This is a genomic window from Acidimicrobiales bacterium (genome assembly GCA_041394245.1).
Lineage (GTDB): Bacteria > Actinomycetota > Acidimicrobiia > Acidimicrobiales > Aldehydirespiratoraceae > JAJRXC01.
Genome location: JAWKIR010000002.1, coordinates 618,980 through 638,005, shown reverse-complemented (window position 1 = coordinate 638,005; position 19,026 = coordinate 618,980). Strand labels below are relative to the sequence as shown.

The window sequence follows — 19,026 nt, the reverse complement described above, 5'->3', positions numbered from 1 at the left end:
TGCCCTCAGATGTCGATGGAAATGATCTTCTTCATCCATGCGAACCCCGCGAGTGCGGCGAAGATGGACATACCCAGGAGCACCTTGCCGAAGCTGTCGGTGAACAGGGTGTCGATGTATTCGGGGTTGATGGCCCACATGGCCATGCCCAGCAGGATCGGCAGGGCGCCGAGCACGATGGCGCTCATCTTTCCTTCGGCGGTGAGCGTCGAGACGTCCCGGCGCAGGCGCTCGCGTTCGGTCATCGTCTCCGCAACGGTGAGCAGCAGCTCGGAGAGGTTGCCGCCGACCTCCCGCTGGATCTTCACGGCCATGACGGCCCACGCGAAGTCCGGCGAGTCCATGCGCTCGGCCGATGCATCCATCGCGTCCTCGAGCGGGCGACCGAGCTGGGCCTCCGTCACGATGCGACGGAGCTCGCTGCCCATCGGATCGTCGATCTCCTGGGAAACGGCTTCGACGCCCTGCATGAACGAGTAGCCGGCCTTCAGCGTCGACGACAGCAGATTGAGCGTGTCGGGCAGCTGGGTCATGAACGCCTTGCGACGGCGACTTGCCTTCATCCGGACGAGGAAGCCGGGCAGGAGCCCACCCATCAGGGCGAACACCAGCATGCCAGGGATCGAACCCATCAGCAGGAGACCCAGCAGGGCGAAACCGGCTGTGATGGCTGCGGCGGCGGTGAGCGCCTCGCCGCCGCGCAGCGGGAGATCGGCTCGCTCGAGCGTCGCTTCGAGGCGGGTCAGGAAGCCCCGGCGTTCGGCCAGGTCCTCCGTGAGCTGCACGGCCCGCTTCAGGATCGCGTTCTTCGACAGGGCGGATGCTTCGTCGGCTTCGGCGGCGGCCGCATTCGCGTACGGATCGTTGTACGCCTGGAGCACGCTGTTGAGTTCGGACTCGTCCTTTTGCAACAGGAGAACGATCGAGTAGGCGCCGAGCCCCGCGGCGATGGCACCGAGGAGGAGCCCGAGCAGGCGGCCCGTGTCACCGGAGAGGAAGCCGAAGCCGGGGACACCGGTGGCACCGAGATCGGCGAACGGTGCCAGCGCCCGGCCGGCCGACGTCGATCCGGGCGTGTACGTGGCGCGGATCGTCGTGCCGTCGATCGCCAGGGTGATCTGGTTGTTGACGCCGAGTTCCTCGGATGCGAACGGGATGACCCAGGTGTGGTTGACCACCTGCGACACCGAACCGCCGTAGCCGGCGATCTCGGCCGGGTCCTCGGTGGCTGCGAACGCGCCGCCGAAGGTCGAGCTGACCAACGACTGCATCGTTCCGACCACGGAGTCGCTCGTGGCGACTGCGAACGCCGATGCGTCGGCGGCCTGCACCGCGCCGCGTGCTTCGCCGGCCGTCGCGGCGGAGCCGCCGTCGACGGCGCCCGCGAAGACGATCATGTTCGTCGTGCCGGGTCCGCTGCCGTCGAAGTCGAGGGCCGCGTTGCGGATCGAGTCGTAGATCAAGCTGGCGCCTGCGCCGGCCACGATGCCGTCGACGATGCCTTCGGTGCGCTCGTGGTCGTTGTTGAGACCCACGCGCAGACGGGGCGCGCCGCCGCTCGTCCACACCTGGATCTGCTCGTTGTCGCCGGCCGCGCTGATGTAGGCGGTGGCGGCGTCGAGAAACGCCGGGAGGTTGCCCTCGGCAGCGGCGCTGTTGTCGATGACGATGGCCGTCTGGATCGGCAGGTCCGTGTCGGTGACGGGAGTGGGTCGCCCGGCCTCGGCGTCGGTGCCACCGATGGTGATGGCGACGTCGGTCGGCTCGGCGGCGGACCGTACGATCACGAACGGATCGGCGACGGTGTTGACCAGCAGCAGCTCGGGCGGCGCGGTCGGCACCGCTTCGGTGTCGTCCTGGGCAGCAGCGACCGAAACCTGGAGGACCCCGGCGACGAGGAGCATGCTCGAGAGGAGCGCCGCCACACCGCGGGTCCGGGCCCGGCCCGATGAGGAATTCCGCAGGAGGCTCACTGTGCGACCATGCCCCCGCCGTTCGGCTGGAAGGTCTCCGGACCGAGGCGGATGCCCTCGGCGGTGAGCTTCTCGGCGAACTTGGGCCGGATTCCGGTCGGCTTCAGCACACCGCGGTAGCGGCCGTTGTCGTCGACACCTGCGCTGAAGTCGAAGAGGAAGACGTCCTGGAGGGTGATCACGTCACCTTCCATGCCCTGCACCTCGGTGATGTGGGTGATGCGGCGCGAACCGTCACGGAGGCGGGCGATCTGCACGATCACGTCGATGGCGGAGGCCATCTGCTCCCGGATCGCTCGCACCGGCAGGTCGAAGCCGGCCATCAGGGTCAGGGTCTCGAGACGGCTGAGCGTGTCTCGCGGCGTGTTCGCGTGGACCGTGGTCAGCGAGCCGTCGTGGCCCGTGTTCATGGCCTGGAGCATGTCGAGGGCCTCGCCGGCACGACACTCACCGACCACGATGCGGTCGGGGCGCATGCGGAGCGAGTTCTTGACGAGGTCACGGATGGTGACGGCGCCTCGTCCCTCGATGTTCGGCGGGCGGGTCTCCAGACACAGGACGTGGTCCTGGTGGAGCTGCAGTTCCTTGGCATCCTCGACCGTCACGATGCGCTCGGTCTCGGGAATGAACGACGACATCACGTTGAGGGTCGTCGTCTTACCGGTACCGGTACCGCCGGAGACGATCATGTTGAGGCGACCGACGACGCAGGCCTGCAGGAAGCGGGCTGCGTTGGCGTCGAGCGTGCCGAAGCGGATCAGGTCGTCGACCTGGAGCGGATCGGCCTTGAACTTCCGGATGGTGAGGAAGGGTCCACCGATGGTCAGCGGGTGGATGATGGCGTTCACACGGGAGCCATCGGGAAGGCGGGCGTCACACATCGGCGTGGACTCGTCGATACGACGGCCGACCTGGCCGACGATCTTGTCGATGATGCGGCGCAGATGCGCCTCGTCGACGAAGGTCACGGGATCCTTCGTCAGCTTGCCGTTGCGTTCGACGTAGACCGAGTCGGGGCCGTTGACCATGATTTCCGAGACGTCGTCGTCGCGCAGCAGCGGATCGATCGGGCCGTAGCCGAGAATGTCGTCGGAGACGTCCTGGATCAGCTGCGCCTTGTCGGAGGCCGACAGCGGTGCCCGCTCGAGGGCGAGCGCCTGGTGCAGCTGCTCGTGCACCTTCTTGCGAAGGTCCTCTTCGGAGAGGCGGCTGTCGTAGAGGATCGGGCCGAGCTCTTCGATCAGGCTGTGGTGGATGCGCTGACGGAGCTCGTCGAGCACGGGGTCGCGGCGAGCCGGACCGCCGGCCTTGGCGGCCGCAGTGGCTGCGGCGAGGCTGCCCGCCGCCGCAGGGGTGGCGGCGGCCTTGTCGTCCGCTCCCTGCTGGACCTCATGGAGACGCTTGTAGAGACTCATGGTGTGTGCATTCCTCCCGGGCAGCCCCGGACCTTGTGGTCATGAACGGTTTCGTCCGTGAACGTGTGTTGCGATGTTCAGGTGGATCCGGCGCCGTCCGCCGGTCCAGATAGTGCTGCTACTTCTTGCGTCCCTTGCCGCTCGTCGCCGGTGTGAACATCGACGCGAGGTCCTCCAACGACTTGGCGACACCCGAGCGAGGTGCGCTCTGCACCACCGGCACGCCGCGGTTCACCGACTGCGGCACGACGATGTCGCTCGGGATCAGGATGTCGGCGCTCACCTGGAGCGTGCGCTCCACCTCGGTGACGTCGAGCTTCACCTTCGAGTTCGCCCGGTTCAGCACCAGATGGAGCTTCTCCATCGGGGTGTTGAGCAGGCGAAGCGTCTGCAGGCCGATCTTGACGTTCTTGATGTTCGGAATGTCCATGCCGGCCACGAGGAGCACCTCGTCGCTGACCTCGATCATTCCGAGCACCACGTCGTTGAAGTAGGCCGGCGTGTCGACGATGACGAACGAGCAGAAGCGCCGGAGCACCTCGATGATCTGCATCATCTCGGTCGCCCCGATCTGGTCGGCGAACGCCGGCTCGAGCGGTGCGGGGAGGATCAGCAGACCCGATGACTCGTGCGTCACCAGCAGGTTCTGCAGGAGGCTCGCGTCGAGACGGTCGAGAGAGCTGACGGCATCGACGATCGTGTGCTGAGGCGAGAGCTTCAGCATCACGGCGATGTCGCCGAACTGGAGATCGGCGTCGACGAGGCACACGGGCTTGTCGGAACGTCCGGCCAGCGTGACGCCGAGGTTCGTGGCGATCATCGACTTGCCGGCGCCACCCTTGGTCGAGAAGACCGTGATGACTTTGCCGAGCTCTCCGTCGTCTTCGAAGATGTCGTCGGCGCCCGCCGGAGCGGAGGGCGATGCCGACAGCGACGAGGCGACCCGCCCGATGGCTTCGTTGAGCTGATGTGCATCCGCCGGCGACGCGAGGACGTCCTTGACGCCCGAGCGCAGCGCCTGCTGCAGAAGGTTCGTGGTCAGCTCCTCGGTGACGAGGATGGCCCCGATCTCTCGGTGGGCGTGGGTGACTCGCTCGACCGAGCTGAGGGTGCCGTCGACGGCACAGCTCGGACCGAGCACCATCACGATGGGCTCACCGTTGAGGTACGGGATCAGGTCCTCGACCATCGGAAAGCTGGAGATGTCGCTGCCGAGCGTCTCGACGATGCGGCTGCGGGCGACGTCGTCGGGATCGATGACGACGAGATTGACGGGTGGGGTTGGTGTCGAGCCCAGGAGTCCGTCCACCGAGGTGGAGGCATCCGGGACCAACGATTCGCCCTCACCGCCGAACGCGGGGGCCGCGTCGGCGCTGGTGTCGTCGGTGAAGAAGCTCGACATTTGGGTCACTCTCCGCTTTCGGCCCAGATCGGGGCGCAGTGGTTACGGATGAAGTCCGTGAACGGATCGACCGCGTCGTCGGCAACCGTCTCGGCGTCACCCTCGATGAAGCCGTTGGGGCCGTACGGGGTGCCACAGCCGGAGATCTCGGCGGGCGTGCGGTTGAACATGAGTTCCTGGGTGAGGGCGGGCAGCGGCTCGAGCTCGTAGTCGTCCGGGAGCAGTGTCAGGTAGACGTCCTCCGGAGCGACCGAGGCGAGGATCTGCGCGGCCTCGTTGGGGACCATGAAGGTGATCGTGCCGCCCTGCGGGGTGAGTGCCGTGGTCGTGCCGTCGGCTCCGGTCTGGAGCTGCTGGCGGGCACCGATGGCGAGGATCTCGACCCGTTGGTAGACGTACCGGGCCGGCTGCGTGTAGGTGCAGTAGACCTCTGCGGTGACGATGCCGCCGAACGAGTTGTTCTCGCCCTGTGCGGCGGACTCGATCTCCTGGGCGAGCTCGTCGGCCAGCGCGTCGCCGGCGTCGCCGGCGTCGTCGCAGCCACCGGCGTGGTTGACCATGAGGTTGACCTCGTCGCCGGGCTGGAGGTAGCCGCCGACCGCTCGGGTCGTGTCGACCTCCATCGAGAAGGCGACATTGCCGGACGGGATCTGGTCGCGCAGCGACTGGGTGAGCACCGTCGGGTCGATGAAGAGACCGGCGACGATGATCTGGTTGCGAGGAATGTCGCCACCGGCGACGAGACCGGTGATCGGATCCGTGTTGTCCGGCGAGATGAACGTCGACGGGCGGATCTTCAGCGGCACTTCGCTGCGCTCGACCAGTTCGAGGGCCTGTGCAACGGGGGTCCCCTTGGGGATGTCCGCCGTTGCGATCAGCACTTCGACCGGCTGAGCGTCCTCGTAGACATCGCGTTCGATGCCTCGTACGTAGTTGAGCAACGCGATGCCGGCAAAGATGCCGACGCCGATCGCAGCGATAAGGATGAGTGTCTTCCGGGAACTCACGGGAACCTCGTTGGTGAGAGAGTGACCTTCTGCGGTCCCCCTGTCGGAAGCACCGCCTCGTAGTTGAGGCGTTTGGCCCGGGACTTGGGTCCCGATGCGCGTGCGAAGTCCGGAGGACTTCCCCATCAACGGCGTCTCGCCCCCGGTTCTTGACCGGGAACGCGAAACGGGCGCCCCGGTGGGGGGCGCCCGTTTCTGCACGTGCTACCGGGCCCGAAGGCCCGGACGGAACGGGGTCAGCCCTGTTCGGCTTCCTCGTCCGCCACTTCGTCGGTGGTCGCGTCGACCGTCTCGTCAGCGGCTTCGTCGGTCACCTCGACCTCGACCTCTTCCTCGACGTAGTCGTACTCGTACTCGTTGCCGTCCTCGTCGACCTCGGTCGTCCCCGGCACGGGTGCGTCCTCACCGGCGGTGGCGTAGTACTCCTCCCAGGCCTGCTGGCCTTCGGAGCTCTCGTCGCCCATGTAGTTGCCCTCGGCGTCGTAGGCATGGTCGCCGAAGTGCTCCTGGTACTCGGCCGCCACCTGACCGCCCTCGGCGGCCTGCTTGATCGACAGGCTGATGCGGCGACGCTGGAGGTCGAGATCGATGATCTTGACCCACAGCTCCTCGCCCGGCGTGACGACTTGCTCGGGAAGGTCGACATGGTGCGCCGACATCTCGGAGATGTGCACGAGACCCTCGATGCCGTCGCCCACCTGGACGAACGAGCCGAACGGCACGAGCTTGGTGACCCGGCCGTAGACGAGCTCGCCGACGCGATGCGATCCGGCGAACTCCTGCCAGGGATCCTGCTGCGTTGCCTTCAGCGACAGGCTGATGCGCTCACGATCGAGATCGACCTCGAGCACCTCCACCTCGATCTCGTCACCGACGGTGACGACGGACGAGGGATGGTCGACATGCTTCCACGACAGCTCCGAGACGTGGACGAGGCCGTCCATGCCGCCGAGATCGACGAACGCACCGAAGTTGACGACCGAGGAGACGACACCGGTCCGGCGCTCGCCGGGCTTGAGATCGTCGAGGAACGCGTCGCGCTGTTCCTTCTGGGTCTCCTCGAGCCACGCCCGGCGGGAGAGGACCACGTTGTTGCGGTTCTTGTCGAGCTCGATGATCTTCGCCTCGAGCTCCTTGCCGACGTAGGGCTGGAGGTCGCGAACTCGGCGGAGCTCGACGAGCGAGGCCGGGAGGAAGCCGCGCAGGCCGATGTCGATGATCAGGCCGCCCTTGACGACTTCGATCACCGGGCCCTTGACCATGCCTTCGGCTTCCTTGATCTCTTCGATCTTGCCCCAGGCACGCTCGTACTGGGCGCGCTTCTTGGAGAGGACGAGACGCCCTTCCTTGTCTTCCTTGGTGATGACGAGGGCTTCGATCGAATCGCCCATCGACACGACCTCGCTGGGGTCGACGTCGTTGCGAATCGAGAGCTCACGGCTCGGGATCACGCCTTCGGACTTGTAGCCGATGTCGAGCAGGACCTCGTCCTGGTCGACCCGCACGACGGTGCCCGTGACGAGCTGCCCGTCTTCCACCAGCACCATGGTGCTCGTGTAGGCCTCCTCGATGTCGACGCCACCGAGGTCGGTGTCGATGATCTGGCGAGGGGTGTAGTTGCCTTCGGAATCGAAGGTCCCGAACTGGGTCTCTTCGAGGGAGGTGTCGGTCATGTACTTTTTCTCGGGAATCGAGCTGACGCTGCGATATCGGACCGCAGTGCCCTGTCAGGGAGACAGCCCCGCAAGGCTAGCCGTGGCGATCACGAGAAACTCCGGTGATGACACATCGGGATCCCGGGGCTCCCACCTGCCCGGCTCGACGGCGTCGATCGAGCGGACGTCGAGCCCCTCGGCCTCGCACAGCAGGCGGAGTTCGCGGGGCGTGAAGCACGTCGTCCACAGGTCGGTGACCGCCACCGTGCCCTCGCCATCGCGGATCTCCGTTGTTTCGCGGTGCACACCCCGGACGGCATCGAATTCGTTGCCGTCGTGCAGGTTGGCGACCTGGAGATAGGCGCTGAAGGCGGTGAACACGAGCGTCCCGCCTGGCCGTAGGGCTCGGGCCATGCCGGCAAGGATCTCGCGATCGGGGTCGAGCCGATCCCCCGCGGCCGGTCCACCGGCGAGGCCGAAGGCGCCCTGACAGATCGACAGTACGAGGTCGAATTCGGCGTGAAAGGGCAGGTCACGGGCATCCTCGCGACCGTAGGTCACCCCGTCAGGGGCGTCGGCGCGGGCCACGTCGAGAAACGTGTCGCTGATGTCGACGCCGTGGACCTCGTAGCCCCGGCGGCCGAGTTCGTTGGCGTGACGCCCCGGCCCGCAGCCCACGTCGAGGATCCGGATACCGGGCTCCAGGCCCAGCCGGGCGATCAACGTGTCGATCTCCCGCGCCGTCCCCTTGGTGAACGAGTAGCGGAGATAGGTGGGACCCATGTGGTCGGCCAACTCCTCGAACCAGTGGTCCATCAGCGTCCACTCGGCGGGGCGTTGAGCGATCCGTAGCGGTAGGCGCCGCTCTGCACGTCGTCATAGCCGAACCGGTGGAAGGTCGCGTCGACGAGGCCCGTGGCGTCTTCCAGGAGCAGCCCTCCCCCGCCGAGGCTGAGCACCTTGCCGTCACCGAGGTAGATGCCGGTGTGGTAGTAGCCGGCCGAGTTGTTCCACGAGTCGACGCGGCTCGAGCCGGTGATGACCTCGCCGCGAACGGCAGTGTCGCTGTCGAACGCCGAAGTGTCGGTGTTGATCTCGTCGACGAAGTTCCACGAGGCGCTGTAGTCGTCCACCAGGAACTCCTCCCCGTCGTCGCCGCCGATGCGCTGGCGGACGATCTGGTCGCTGGCGATGTAGGCGCAGAAGTGCACGAACTCGTAGCACGCCATCTTGCGCGTCTGCATGAAGTCGTCGATGTGTCCGGCGGTGCTGGTCGGCGTCTCGGCGCCGGTCGCCGTCGTCCATTCGAACCAGGGCTCGTCGAACGTGGCCAGATGCCACGCCTGGAACTCGTGGAGTGCCTCCGCGACTCCGGCGAGATCGCCGGTTCCCCGCCACTTCGCGAAGATCTCGTCGAGGTACTCGGCCCGTCGCAGTTCGTCGCCCGACAGGCCGGCCTTGTCGATCTCCATCGTGCGAGACCCGATGAACCGGGAGGGGGCGGGCTCGGGGGTGACGGCCGGTGGGGCGGGGACCGCTGCGGCGGCGGCCGCCGCGGAGGCGAGCGAGGCCGCATCCTCGGCCTCCTGCGCAGCCGAGGCGATGGCGTCGGCCACGGCCCGGCCGATGCATTCCTCATACGCCTTCCTGGCCGCGTCGTGGGCTCGCCAAGCCGCCGTCGCCGCCTCCTCGGCCGACTCGACCGCGGCGCAGGTGGTCTGCTCGTCGCGCCGCGCGGTCGTCAGGTCGGCTTCCAACCCGGTCGCTTCGGTCCGCTTGCGCTCGGTGCGGGCCCGCAGTTCGCTCCGGAACTCCGGCGTGTCGGCCCGTTGCCACTCCGCCTCGACTTCCCCCGCTGTCAGCTCGCCGGCACGGTACTTGTCCCAGACCGGACCGAGCGCCTGGCGCCGAGCATGGAGATCGGTGCTCGTGACCCGGTTGCCCTGGGCGTCTTCGACCCAGGCACCCGCGTCCTGCTCGAACGCGGGCGGCCACGAGCGCTTCAGGGAGGCGAGCTTGCCCTCGATCGCCGTCGTCGCGCGGCGTGCCTCGGCACAGTCCGCCCGGGCCTTGTCGGCCGCACCGGTCGCCGCATCGCCGGCTGCCTTGGCCGCGACCATCTTCTTGCGGAGCTTCTCACAGGGATCACCACCCGAACGGTTGGAGACCCACAGCCACGACCCGACGGCGATCGCTCCTCCGCCGAGAAGGATCAGCAGCAACGGGAGCACCGAGGAGTCGTCGCCGGAATCCGCTGTGTCGGGCGGGGCCCCCGTCTGGTCATCTGCGGTTGGCGCGTCATCCACCGAATCGACGGCGTCGCTCGTCGGCGACTCGTCGACCGGGGTCGAGTCGGGCGGCGTCTCGACCGTGAACGCGTCGTCGATCGTCTGGGCCAGCGCCGGCGCGTCGATGGCGAACGGGCGCGGGACGAAGGTCGCGAGGTCGTCGACCGGCACGGTGCCCGGCAAGGACGGGAAGGCGCTGCTGCCCACTGCGCCCTCGACCTGCTGCGGGCCTTCCTGCACGAACGAGGCGAACCCGAACGATCCGCCATCGAGCACCTGGTGGGGCAGCTCGAAGAGGGTCACGGAATCCGCGACGGCAACGTTGCCGAACGGAGGAATCTCACTCCAGAAGCCGTTCTGGAACGAGAAGCCGAACGTCTCGTGTCGCACTTCGGCCGTGGCCGGGTCGGCCTGGGCACGGATCCCGAGGATGGTGTTCGCGCCGTTGAAGATGTCGCCCGCGAAGCTGCCGTTGTAGATCGGCCCGCCCCCGATCGTCTGACCCGATGGCAGCACGACGGCCTCGGGGATCTGGAGGCGGAGGATGTTCTCGGCCCGGCCGCCGTCGCCGCCGGGAAGGAAGGGGTCGGCCTGTTGCACGACCACCACGTCGGCGCCCTGCGCGTAGTCGTCCGGCAGGAAGGTGCGGTCGATGTCGCCGTCGCCGACCAGGAGGTAGCCGTCGAGGTCGCCCTCGAAGGCGGTGGGTGAATCGAAACCGAAGATCGGCCGACCGCTGCGAGGAGCCCCGCCCGTCGGGTCGCCCGAGAGAACGAGGTGGTCGGCGAACCGATCGAAGACGGCATGCAGTTCGGCATCGTCCGACGTCAACGGCTGGGCCGGGTCGACGAGATCGCCGTAGGTCCACGGACCGCCGCCAGACCGCTCCGTGAAGTACGGCAGCACCTCACCCGGATCGGAGTACGGCACGTTCCCGGCCAACCCGGCGAGGTAGACCTCCCGGGTCGCCTCCTCGCTCAGTCCGTCGATCGGGGTCAGCGCCAGGTCGAGTCCGGCCACTCGGGCGATGGCGGGCCCGTCGGCCGCCAACGCGTCGACGGGGATGCGAACGCCGCCGTACCCGATGATCGGATTGCCGATGTCGGTGGGCGAGTTCGTGAAGTTGTCGAACAGCCCCGACTCGACGGGCTCCGCGGTGAAGCTCTGCCCGAAGTCGAAGCCCTGCATCGTCTGCTCGATCGGAGCGGCGACGCCGCCCCGAGCCGGGGCGGCGACGGCCGAGACCGCCACGAACAGGGCCAGGATCGCCGTTCCCACCGATCGCGTGCGCGTGATGTTCATCCGGCCACTGTCGACCGGTGGCGTCATCGGCGCATCACCCACGACCGCTCAGGCCTTCGCGTCAGCCCAGGTGTCGGCGACCTTCAGGTCGATTTCGAGAGGAACCCGCAGGTCGAAGGCATCGCGCATGATCTCTCGGGTGAGCGCCGACGCACGCTCGACTTCGGCATCGGGTGTCTCGAGGATGATCTCGTCGTGCACCTGGAGCACGATGCGCGTGGCGAGCCCCTCGTCGTCGATGGCCTTGTCGAGCCGGACGAGCGCGACCTTGAAGATGTCGGCCGCGAGACCCTGGATCCCGGCGTTCATCGCCTGGCGTTCGCCCGCCTGGCGGATCTGACGGTTCCCCGACGACAGTTCGGGGATCTGACGGCGGCGGCCGAACAGCGTCTCGGTGTAGCCCCGCGCTCGCGCCTCCTCGACGGTGTCGTCCATGTACTGCTTCACCGACGGGAACGCCTGGAAGTAGGACTCGAGGATCTCCGAGGCTTCCGACACCGCGATGTTGAGCCGCTGGGCCAGCCCGTAGGCCTCCATGCCGTAGGCGAGGCCGTAGGAGACCATCTTCGCCTTCGAACGTTCCTCGACGTGGACATCGGCGGGGTCGATCCCGAATACTCTCGCTGCCGTTGCCGTGTGGATGTCGTCGCCCGCCTCGAAGGCCTCGATCAGCCCCGGATCCTCGGCCAGATGGGCGATACAACGGAGCTCGATCTGGTCGTAGTCGGCGATGAGGAGCTTGTGCCCCTCGGGCGCGACGAAGGCGGTGCGGAACACGCGTCCGCGTTCGGACCTGACCGGAATGTTGTGGAGATTGGGTTGATCCGAGCTCAGGCGGCCGGTGCGGGCGACGGTCTGCTGGAATGTCGCCCGAATCCGATTGCCCTCCCCCACCTCGGCGACGAGGCCTTCGCCGTAGGTCGAGCGGAGCTTCTCGATCTCGCGATAGGCGAGCAGATGATCGACGATCGGGTGCTCGCCGCGCATCTTCTCGAGCGACTGCGCATCGGTGCTGTAGCCCGTCTTCGTCTTCTTTCCCGGCGTGAGGCCGAGTTCGTCGAAGAGCACTTCTCTGAGCTGCTTGGTCGAGTTGACGTTGAAGTCGTGACCGGCCTCGGCGATCACCGCTGCGCGCAGCCCTTCGGTCTCCGCCGTGAGTTCGTCGCGGATCCGCTTCAGGACCTCGGGGTCGACACCGATGCCCCGGTGTTCCATGCGGGCCAACACCCGCACCAGAGGAACCTCGAGGTCGTCGTGCAGCGCCACCGACCCCTGCGCCGTCATGGCCTCGGTGATCGGCCCGACGAGCCGGTCGACCGCCAGCGCGGCGCGACAGGGCTCGGCCGCCACGTCCTCCTGGTCGCCGCCGAGGTCGAGCTGGCCGTCGGGGGGACCCGACGCAGGCAGCTCGAGACCGGCGTACTGATAGAGGAGTTCGCCCAGGTCATAACGGTTGTCGGCCGGATTGAGCAGATAGGCGGCGAGCCGCGTGTCGACCCGGAGATCCCGCATGTCCACGTCGAAATCGAGCAGGCGGCGAGCGGTCGCCTTCGCCCCGTGCATCGCCACCGGACGGCCATCGGCACCGAGGAGGTCGCGCAACGCGTCGAGGACCTTCTCGTCGGTGATCACGTTGCCGGGCACGAAGCCCACTTCGGCCGCCTTCCCGTCGATCACGAACGCCAGTCCGGCATCGATCCCCTCTTCGGGCACGGCCAGCGCCAGCACGCCGCTTCCACCGCCGGCCGCCGTGAGCGCCGCCGCTGCCTCGTCGGCCGTCGGGAACGTGGTGATCTCTGCTTCGAGCACCTCAGCGGCCGGTCCCGCTTCGCCACCGACCGCGGCGACGAGTCGTTCGTGCAGCGTGCGGAACTCCAGGAAGTCGAAGAGCTTGCGGACTTCGTCGCTGTCGTGTTCGCCCTTGTTCAGGTCGTCGATCCCGACGTCGAGGTCGACGTCGCGCACCAGGATCATCATCTCGACGTTGTTGCGGACATTGGCCTCGTTGGCGGCCAGGCTCTCGCGGAGTTTCGGGGTCAACTCGTCGATCGCGGCATAGATGCCATCGATACCGCCCCGCTCGTTGATCAGCTTCGCCGCAGTCTTCTCGCCGACGCCGGGGACTCCCGGGAGATTGTCGGAGTTGTCGCCCCGGAGTGCGGCGTATTGGACGTAGTCGACCGGCTTGACACCGGTCCGCTCGAGAATGCCGGCCTCGTCGTAGAGGGCGTAGTCCGAGACGCCGCGCTTGTTGTAGAGGACCTTGATGTGTGGGTCCTCGACCAGTTGGTAGCTGTCGCGGTCGCCGGTCACGACGATGACGTCGTCGCCACGGTCCCGGCCCTGTGTGGCCAGGGTGGCGATGATGTCGTCGGCCTCGAACCCGACCATGTCGATCGACGGGATCTTCAGCGAGTCGAGTACCTCACGGACCAGACCCATCTGCTGGCGCAGGATGTCGGGCGCCGAGTCCCGCTGCGCCTTGTAGGTCGGCGTCATTTCGTGACGGAAGGTCGGCTCGGGACGATCGAAGGCCACGCCGATGTGGTCAGGCTGGTGGTCCTTGATCAGGTTGATCAACATCGAGGTGAAGCCGAACACGGCGTTCGTGACCTGCCCGGAAGCGGTCGCCATGTCGGTCGGGAGAGCGAAGAACGCGCGATAGGTCAGCGAGTTCCCGTCGATCAGCATCACTTTGGCCATTGCCGGCGACCCTAGCGCTCGAAGTCAGGGGACGAGCGTGCCGGCCAAGACGTCGGTGGCGGCCTCGCCCATCGTCCGTCGACTCGACATCGCGGACTGCTGCAGGAACCGAAACGCCTCGGCCTCGCTCATCCCATGGTCGTCGATCAGTCGGCCCTTGGCTCGGTCGACGAGCTTGCGGATCTCGAGCTGGTCGGCGAGTTCGCCCACCTGCGCACCGAGTGCCCGCAGCTCGCGGAACCGCGCCAACGCGGTCTCGATCGCCGGCACGAGCTCGGCCCGTTGGTACGGCTTGACCAGGTAGGCCATCGCACCGGCATCGGTCGCCCGTTCGACCAGGTCACGTTGGCTGAAGGCAGTGAGCAGCACGACCGCCGTCCGACCGTCGTCGGCGATGGCGCGGGTCGCCTCGATGCCGTCGAGGCCCGGCATCTTCACGTCGAGCAGCGCGATCTCGGGCTGGAACTTCGCGACGAGCTCGACGGCCTCGTCGCCGCGGCCGGTCTCGGCAACCACCTCGTAGCCCTCGTCCCGGAGGATCTCGACGAGATCGAGGCGGATGATGGCCTCGTCCTCGGCGACGACGACCCGGGTGGGCGCCGTCACGTGTTCGCGGTGAGCCGGTCGAGCAGGTCGTCCTGGTACTGCTCGAGTTCCGCGATCTTCGCGATCGCCTTGTCGCGTGAGGAGCGCAGCCGGTCGGCGTGGCGGCTGGCCTTGCGGTGTTCCTTCTCTGCGAGCGGCGTTTCGGAGACGAGGGCGCGGATGCGGGCGTCGTCCTCTTCGCCGGCCAGCTGGGCGAGGTGTTCCTCGGTGACCCGCAGGTCGTCGCGGAGCGAACGCAGCTGCTCTCCCACCTTGCGCAGTTTGCGCTCTACCTGGGCATTCGCGGCGGAGGACGGCATGGCGATCACCTTAGGCTGTGTGCATGCGTTTGTTGAGCGCTTTGCTGGTGACGGTCATCATGTCGGCGACCGCGTGCGGCGATGGCACGGCCGGCGGCTCCTGCCTCGAGGTCCGCGAGCCGGAAGACCCTTTGAGCATCCAGCACGTGATCGATCCCGATGCCGTCGTGTTCCGGACCAACCCGCCGACCTCGGGCCCGCACCTCGCCGGGCCTGCACTCGAGGGGATCGTTGCGCAGCCGATCACCGGCGCGGCCCAGGTGCGCACGCTCGAGTCCGGTGCCGTCGTCGTACAGTACGAGGATGCCGCGGCGCTCGACAGCCTGCGTCCGTTGCTCGACGACGGCGCCGCGCGCTTCGTGATCGCTCCCGCCGTGGCGCTTCCGTCACCGGTCGTCGCCACGGCCTGGACGTGGAAGCTCACCTGCGATGGACCCGACGTCGCCCGGATTCTCGAGTTCGCAACGGCGCGGACCACCGCGGCTCCCGGGATCGACTGAAGGGTCAGGCTTCGACGCTGTCGCCTTCGACGCTGTCGCCCTCGACCACCGCTGCGAGGCGCTCGAGTGTGGCTTCGAGATTTGCGGGGTGCTTCTTGGGGTAGCCCATCAGCTCGATGAACTTCGGAGAGCGCGCCGTCGACCAGTCGAAGGTGTGGGTGACCATCGTCGAGTCGCCGACCGGCTCGAGCTCGAAGCGCCACCGGTGCTTGCCGAAGTGCGCCCACGCGATGAGTCGATCCTGCTCGAACTCCACGACGGTCGACCACATCTTGTACGGGACGCCCATCTTCATGTCCATGCGGAACTTGTCGCCGAGCGTCAGGTGATCGGGTCCCTCGATGCTGTCGCGCAGGGATCCCGAGCCGTCGATGCGCACATGACCGGCAGGACTCGAGACGATGGCGAAGATCGCTTCGGGTGAAGCGTGGATGAGGCGGGACCGGGACACGGAGCGAGACGTCATGGGTGCAGCCTCCCACGGCGCACGACGATGTCAGGTGTCGGCCATTTCGAGCATCGAGGAAAACGCCACGCGTTGGGCGTCGAGGTGCGCCGACGCGGCGGGATCCCGGCGCAGCGTCGTCGTGATGTCCGGCACGAAGTGCGTGGTCCCCCGGGGAAAGATGTTGAGCGAAGAGTCGCCATAGCTCGTGACACCGACCTTGTGGCGATCGAAGCAGACGCCGTGGGGGAAGTCGATTCCCGACACGGTCGACACCTGTTCGATACTGCGCCGGTCGACCTTGTAGAACCGGACCAGATCGTTGGTTTGATCAGCGACCGCCACGTGACCGTCGAAGTAGAACACCCCGTCGACGTGGGCACCCGGAAGGTCGGCGTAGGCGACGACCTGGAACCCGGGACGATCGAGATCGACACGGACCACCGCGATCCGACTGTTGTACTGCTCCCCTGCTTCGGAGGTCGGCGACCCGTCACACAGCGGCAGGATCAGGTGGTTGTCGTCGAGATAGGTGGCGTCCTTGGGCCGCCAGCCGGCCAGCTCGAACGTGAAGACCTCGTCGCCCGACCCGACCTCGTGGATCCTGACACGGCAGGTCCCACCGCTGTTGACGATGCAGACGTGACGTCCGTCCGGGGTGAACTCGACACCGTGGGTGAATCCCGGCTTCTTCTCGGGGATCTCGATCTCGCGCAGGAACGTCAGGGTCGACCGGCCGACTCGGTAGAGCGACACGGACGGGACCCGACAATTCGACACCGCGACCACGCCCTTGCCGTTGTAGGAGAGCAGGTCGTTGATGGTGGGCTGGCCGGCCGCCTCGGTGATGACGGTGTCGAGCACCCGGTACTCGTCGGAGAACCGCCGGCGCTGGACGAGATGCAGCGTCTGGCCGGCGAGGTGCGACACCAGGAGGCGACGATGCGGCAGGAAGACGACATCGGTGGCGGTCGCCAGGCGCACCTGGGGACCGGCGTAGAACTGTGTGGTGTTACTGATGTTCTCGTCGTCCACGACGATCTTGATCGAGCGGCGGCTCATGGTGGAACACTAGCGATGACCCTCGGCTCGCCGAGGCACCCGAACCCCGACGCTCTTCACGGAACGTACTGCTCGCAGATGGCCGTCACGGTGCCGCCGTCGAACGTCAGCCAGAACGTGGAGAACGGCGTCGTCGCCAGATAGGACGGCAGTTCCGAGAGCGTCCCCGCGGTGACGTCGGCGGAGCCATCGGTCTCGAGCCGAACGAGTCGGACGTCGGCCCCCTCGGCGACCGACGCCTCCCGCACGAGAGGGTTGTCGTTGCGGATGAAGTAGTCGTTCGGCGGGCCGTCCGGGTCGTCGGGATACTCCTCGTGCCACGCGTCGCCGGCGTCCTCACCGCTCAGCCACTGGACGACATCGAACTCGATCAGATTGGAGGAGGCGTCGAACGACACGATCTCCGCCGAGTACGTGCCGCGATCGGCATCGAAGACCGCTGGGCTCGACCCCGGGCGCCGCGGACAGTCCCCGGTGCCCTGCACACCCAACACGACGGCGCCGTAGTCCACGAAACCCGCTTCCAGCCCCGGGCCGCCGAGGCAGAGTGCCGACACGACGAGCTCACCGGTCGCGGCGTCAGCCGGCAGCACCCAGGTCGTCGACCAGTCGCCTGCCGCGTCGGGGGTTGCGTCGGCCACCCGCTGCTCGTCGTACTCCGGCACGAGTTCGAAGCTCACGTGGCCGGGTTCCTCACTCGGCGGATGAACGGCCGCCGCGTCCCGGACACGCCCGTCGACCACCGCGCCGACGACGACGAAGTAGTCGAAGCCGGTGTCGTCGGCCCAGGACGCATCGCCGGGGCACCCGGACCCTGCGACGACCACGGGCTCACCTGCAGCCACGTTGGTCGGCGTCACGTCGAACTTCGGTGGGCGCTCTGCGTCGTCGGCCGGGGTGGAGGGCGGGGTGGAGGGCGGGGTGGAGGGCGTGGAGGAGGTCGTGGTCGACGACGTGGCATCCGACGGTGCGGGCTCGGAGCAGCCCGCGATGCAGGCCACGACGACGAGGGCGAGCACGAATCGTTTCACTGCCGAAGCCTAGGCCTCACGCCGAGAGCGCCCGGGTGCGGGCCCCGACCCAGCACGCTCGTGCACGACGTTGGCGACCATCCGCAGAAACTCTCATATTCTCCATCCGCGATAGTGACATCTTCTGCAAACGTTCTACGCTTCGCGTTCATGACCACACACACATCGGGGGCTCCGGTGGGCTCCGAACCGCCGTACTTTCCGACCATCGGTGAACGCGTCCGCGGTGTCGCCAAGGGACTGCTCGTCGCCGTCGGCCTTCGCCGAGCGAGACGAGCCGATGGATCACTCGCCCCGCGCAGGACACGCCGCCTTCTCGGCATCCTCTCCGCCGCCTTCACCTTCTGGCTCCTCGGATCGGTGATCGCGGTGGTACCCGCGGGCAGCGTCGGCGTGCCGGTGACCTTGGGCCATGCCGGCACCGGGCTCGACCAGGGGATACACCTGACCTGGCCCTTCACCGAGGTGAAGCCGATCTCCATTCGCACCACGGCCTACACGATGGCCGCGACCAGCGGCGAAGGTGACCGCGGCAGCCAGGACGACTCGGTCCAGGTGCTCGGCGCCGACGGTGCCTCGGGGACCGTCGACTCGACGGTGCTCTTCCGCGTCGAGGAGAACCGGGCGTCGCAGGTCTATGTCACGCTCGGCCAGGACTTCATCAGAACCCTCATCCGCCCGTCGGCCCGCTCCTGCATCCGCTCGGTGTTCACGGAGTTGGCGATGGTCGACGCCGCCACGACCGGCTGGCAGGACATCGAAGACGAGGTGACCCGCTGCATGGGCGACAAGCTCGATGGCCGGGGCATCCTCCTCGAAGACTTCCAGCTGCGCGAGGTCCGTCTCGAAGACACTCTTCAGCGAGCCGTTACCGCCAAGACCGCCGCCGAGCAGAACGCCGAACGGCAACGGTTCGAGCTGGCGATCGCCGAGGCCAAGGCCGAGATCACCAGGGTCGACGCGAAGGCGACAGCCGACTCGCAACAGATCCTCGCCTGTGGCGGCGTCGAGACCGAGGCGCTGGACCCGCGCGGCAACACCTATATCGAGGTCGTGCCGAACCCCGTCGAGGACTGTTCGCAGGCGCAGCTCACACCCCAGTACCTCCAGTGGACCTACATCCAGGCCCTCCAAGGCCTCGTCGACTCGCCCAACAACAGCACGATCATCCTGCCGTTCGATCAGAATCTCACGCCGCTGCTGAACATCGGCGGTGACACGGCGCCGCCGGCATCGGTCGACACCAGCGTGGACTCGACGCCACCGGCCACGACACCGGCCGATGGCACTGCGTCCGGCGACGCGGCGACGAAACTCATCGCGCCCGGCAACTGAGCG

At 67.4% G+C, this 19,026-nt stretch carries 15 protein-coding genes; 2 read left to right on the top strand and 13 right to left on the bottom strand.

The annotated features are described in order from the left end of the window. Positions 1 to 5: 5 nt before the first annotated feature. The 10 genes from R2707_03185 to R2707_03140 all read right to left on the bottom strand — a co-directional run bounded on the left by R2707_03185 (position 6) and on the right by R2707_03140 (position 14,650). Positions 6 to 1,973, bottom strand: coding sequence for a type II secretion system F family protein (locus tag R2707_03185; GenBank protein ID MEZ5244074.1), 1,968 nt, complete (start codon positions 1,971 to 1,973; stop codon positions 6 to 8). Then, positions 1,970 to 3,388 (bottom strand): CpaF family protein, encoded by a 1,419-nt coding sequence (locus tag R2707_03180; GenBank protein ID MEZ5244073.1) that lies wholly within the window; start codon positions 3,386 to 3,388, stop codon positions 1,970 to 1,972. Before R2707_03180 ends, R2707_03185 begins: the two co-directional genes overlap by 4 nt. Before the next feature lie 118 nt (positions 3,389 to 3,506). Next, the gene (locus tag R2707_03175; GenBank protein MEZ5244072.1) at positions 3,507 to 4,790 is read right to left on the bottom strand and encodes a P-loop NTPase; all 1,284 of its coding nucleotides are present in this window, start codon (positions 4,788 to 4,790) and stop codon (positions 3,507 to 3,509) included. Positions 4,791 to 4,795: 5 nt separating this feature from the next. Next, positions 4,796 to 5,797 (bottom strand): hypothetical protein, encoded by a 1,002-nt coding sequence (locus tag R2707_03170; protein ID MEZ5244071.1) that lies wholly within the window; start codon positions 5,795 to 5,797, stop codon positions 4,796 to 4,798. 236 nt (positions 5,798 to 6,033) lie between these two features. Beyond that, on the bottom strand, positions 6,034 to 7,470 hold the full coding sequence (gene rpsA, locus R2707_03165; protein MEZ5244070.1) for a 30S ribosomal protein S1: 1,437 nt from the start codon (positions 7,468 to 7,470) through the stop codon (positions 6,034 to 6,036). Between the two features lie 54 nt (positions 7,471 to 7,524). Beyond that, entirely contained in the window at positions 7,525 to 8,268 is a 744-nt protein-coding gene (locus tag R2707_03160) for a methyltransferase domain-containing protein (protein MEZ5244069.1), read from the bottom strand. Continuing rightward, positions 8,268 to 11,042 carry a hypothetical protein gene (locus R2707_03155; protein ID MEZ5244068.1) on the bottom strand — a complete coding sequence of 925 codons (2,775 nt, stop codon included), beginning with the start codon at positions 11,040 to 11,042 and terminating at the stop codon, positions 8,268 to 8,270. Before R2707_03155 ends, R2707_03160 begins: the two co-directional genes overlap by 1 nt. Before the next feature lie 48 nt (positions 11,043 to 11,090). After that, a complete protein-coding gene (polA, locus tag R2707_03150) occupies positions 11,091 to 13,745 on the bottom strand; it encodes a DNA polymerase I (protein MEZ5244067.1) in 2,655 nt (884 codons plus the stop codon). Between the two features lie 24 nt (positions 13,746 to 13,769). Continuing rightward, entirely contained in the window at positions 13,770 to 14,351 is a 582-nt protein-coding gene (locus tag R2707_03145; GenBank protein MEZ5244066.1) for a response regulator, read from the bottom strand. Beyond that, complete coding sequence (locus R2707_03140) at positions 14,348 to 14,650, bottom strand: hypothetical protein (protein MEZ5244065.1); 303 nt, start codon at positions 14,648 to 14,650, stop codon at positions 14,348 to 14,350. The genes R2707_03145 and R2707_03140 overlap by 4 nt, the downstream gene beginning before the upstream one ends. A 23-nt stretch (positions 14,651 to 14,673) precedes the next feature. On the opposite strand from R2707_03140, the gene R2707_03135 reads away from it, so the two are divergent. After that, positions 14,674 to 15,150, top strand: coding sequence for a DUF3105 domain-containing protein (locus tag R2707_03135; GenBank protein MEZ5244064.1), 477 nt, complete (start codon positions 14,674 to 14,676; stop codon positions 15,148 to 15,150). A 4-nt stretch (positions 15,151 to 15,154) separates the two neighbouring features. Here the strand turns inward: R2707_03135 and R2707_03130 are convergent, their stop codons facing one another. Genes R2707_03130 through R2707_03120 form a run of 3 tightly spaced genes read right to left on the bottom strand, consistent with a single transcriptional unit; the run spans position 15,155 to position 17,688 of the window. Beyond that, on the bottom strand, positions 15,155 to 15,616 hold the full coding sequence (locus R2707_03130; protein MEZ5244063.1) for an SRPBCC family protein: 462 nt from the start codon (positions 15,614 to 15,616) through the stop codon (positions 15,155 to 15,157). A gap of 30 nt (positions 15,617 to 15,646) precedes the next feature. Further along, a complete protein-coding gene (locus R2707_03125) occupies positions 15,647 to 16,657 on the bottom strand; it encodes a hypothetical protein (protein ID MEZ5244062.1) in 1,011 nt (336 codons plus the stop codon). Between the two features lie 56 nt (positions 16,658 to 16,713). Next, positions 16,714 to 17,688: a hypothetical protein gene (locus R2707_03120; protein ID MEZ5244061.1), complete on the bottom strand. Its 975-nt coding sequence runs from the start codon at positions 17,686 to 17,688 to the stop codon at positions 16,714 to 16,716. Between the two features lie 150 nt (positions 17,689 to 17,838). On the opposite strand from R2707_03120, the gene R2707_03115 reads away from it, so the two are divergent. Next, entirely contained in the window at positions 17,839 to 19,023 is a 1,185-nt protein-coding gene (locus tag R2707_03115; GenBank protein ID MEZ5244060.1) for a prohibitin family protein, read from the top strand. The last annotated feature ends 3 nt before the right edge of the window (positions 19,024 to 19,026 follow it).

Bases quoted from the DNA above. Each gene is read 5' to 3' on its own strand.
- polA (MEZ5244067.1), bottom strand. From the start codon at position 13,745: ATGGCCAAAGTGATGCTGATCGACGGGAACTCGCTGACCTATCGCGCG.
- R2707_03175 (MEZ5244072.1), bottom strand. From the start codon at position 4,790: ATGTCGAGCTTCTTCACCGACGACACCAGCGCCGACGCGGCCCCCGCG.
- R2707_03130 (MEZ5244063.1), bottom strand. From the start codon at position 15,616: ATGACGTCTCGCTCCGTGTCCCGGTCCCGCCTCATCCACGCTTCACCC.
- R2707_03135 (MEZ5244064.1), top strand. From the start codon at position 14,674: ATGCGTTTGTTGAGCGCTTTGCTGGTGACGGTCATCATGTCGGCGACC.
- R2707_03155 (MEZ5244068.1), bottom strand. From the start codon at position 11,042: ATGAACATCACGCGCACGCGATCGGTGGGAACGGCGATCCTGGCCCTG.
- R2707_03140 (MEZ5244065.1), bottom strand. From the start codon at position 14,650: ATGCCGTCCTCCGCCGCGAATGCCCAGGTAGAGCGCAAACTGCGCAAG.
- R2707_03180 (MEZ5244073.1), bottom strand. From the start codon at position 3,388: ATGAGTCTCTACAAGCGTCTCCATGAGGTCCAGCAGGGAGCGGACGAC.
- R2707_03160 (MEZ5244069.1), bottom strand. From the start codon at position 8,268: ATGGACCACTGGTTCGAGGAGTTGGCCGACCACATGGGTCCCACCTAT.
- R2707_03115 (MEZ5244060.1), top strand. From the start codon at position 17,839: ATGACCACACACACATCGGGGGCTCCGGTGGGCTCCGAACCGCCGTAC.
- R2707_03125 (MEZ5244062.1), bottom strand. From the start codon at position 16,657: ATGAGCCGCCGCTCGATCAAGATCGTCGTGGACGACGAGAACATCAGT.
- rpsA (MEZ5244070.1), bottom strand. From the start codon at position 7,470: ATGACCGACACCTCCCTCGAAGAGACCCAGTTCGGGACCTTCGATTCC.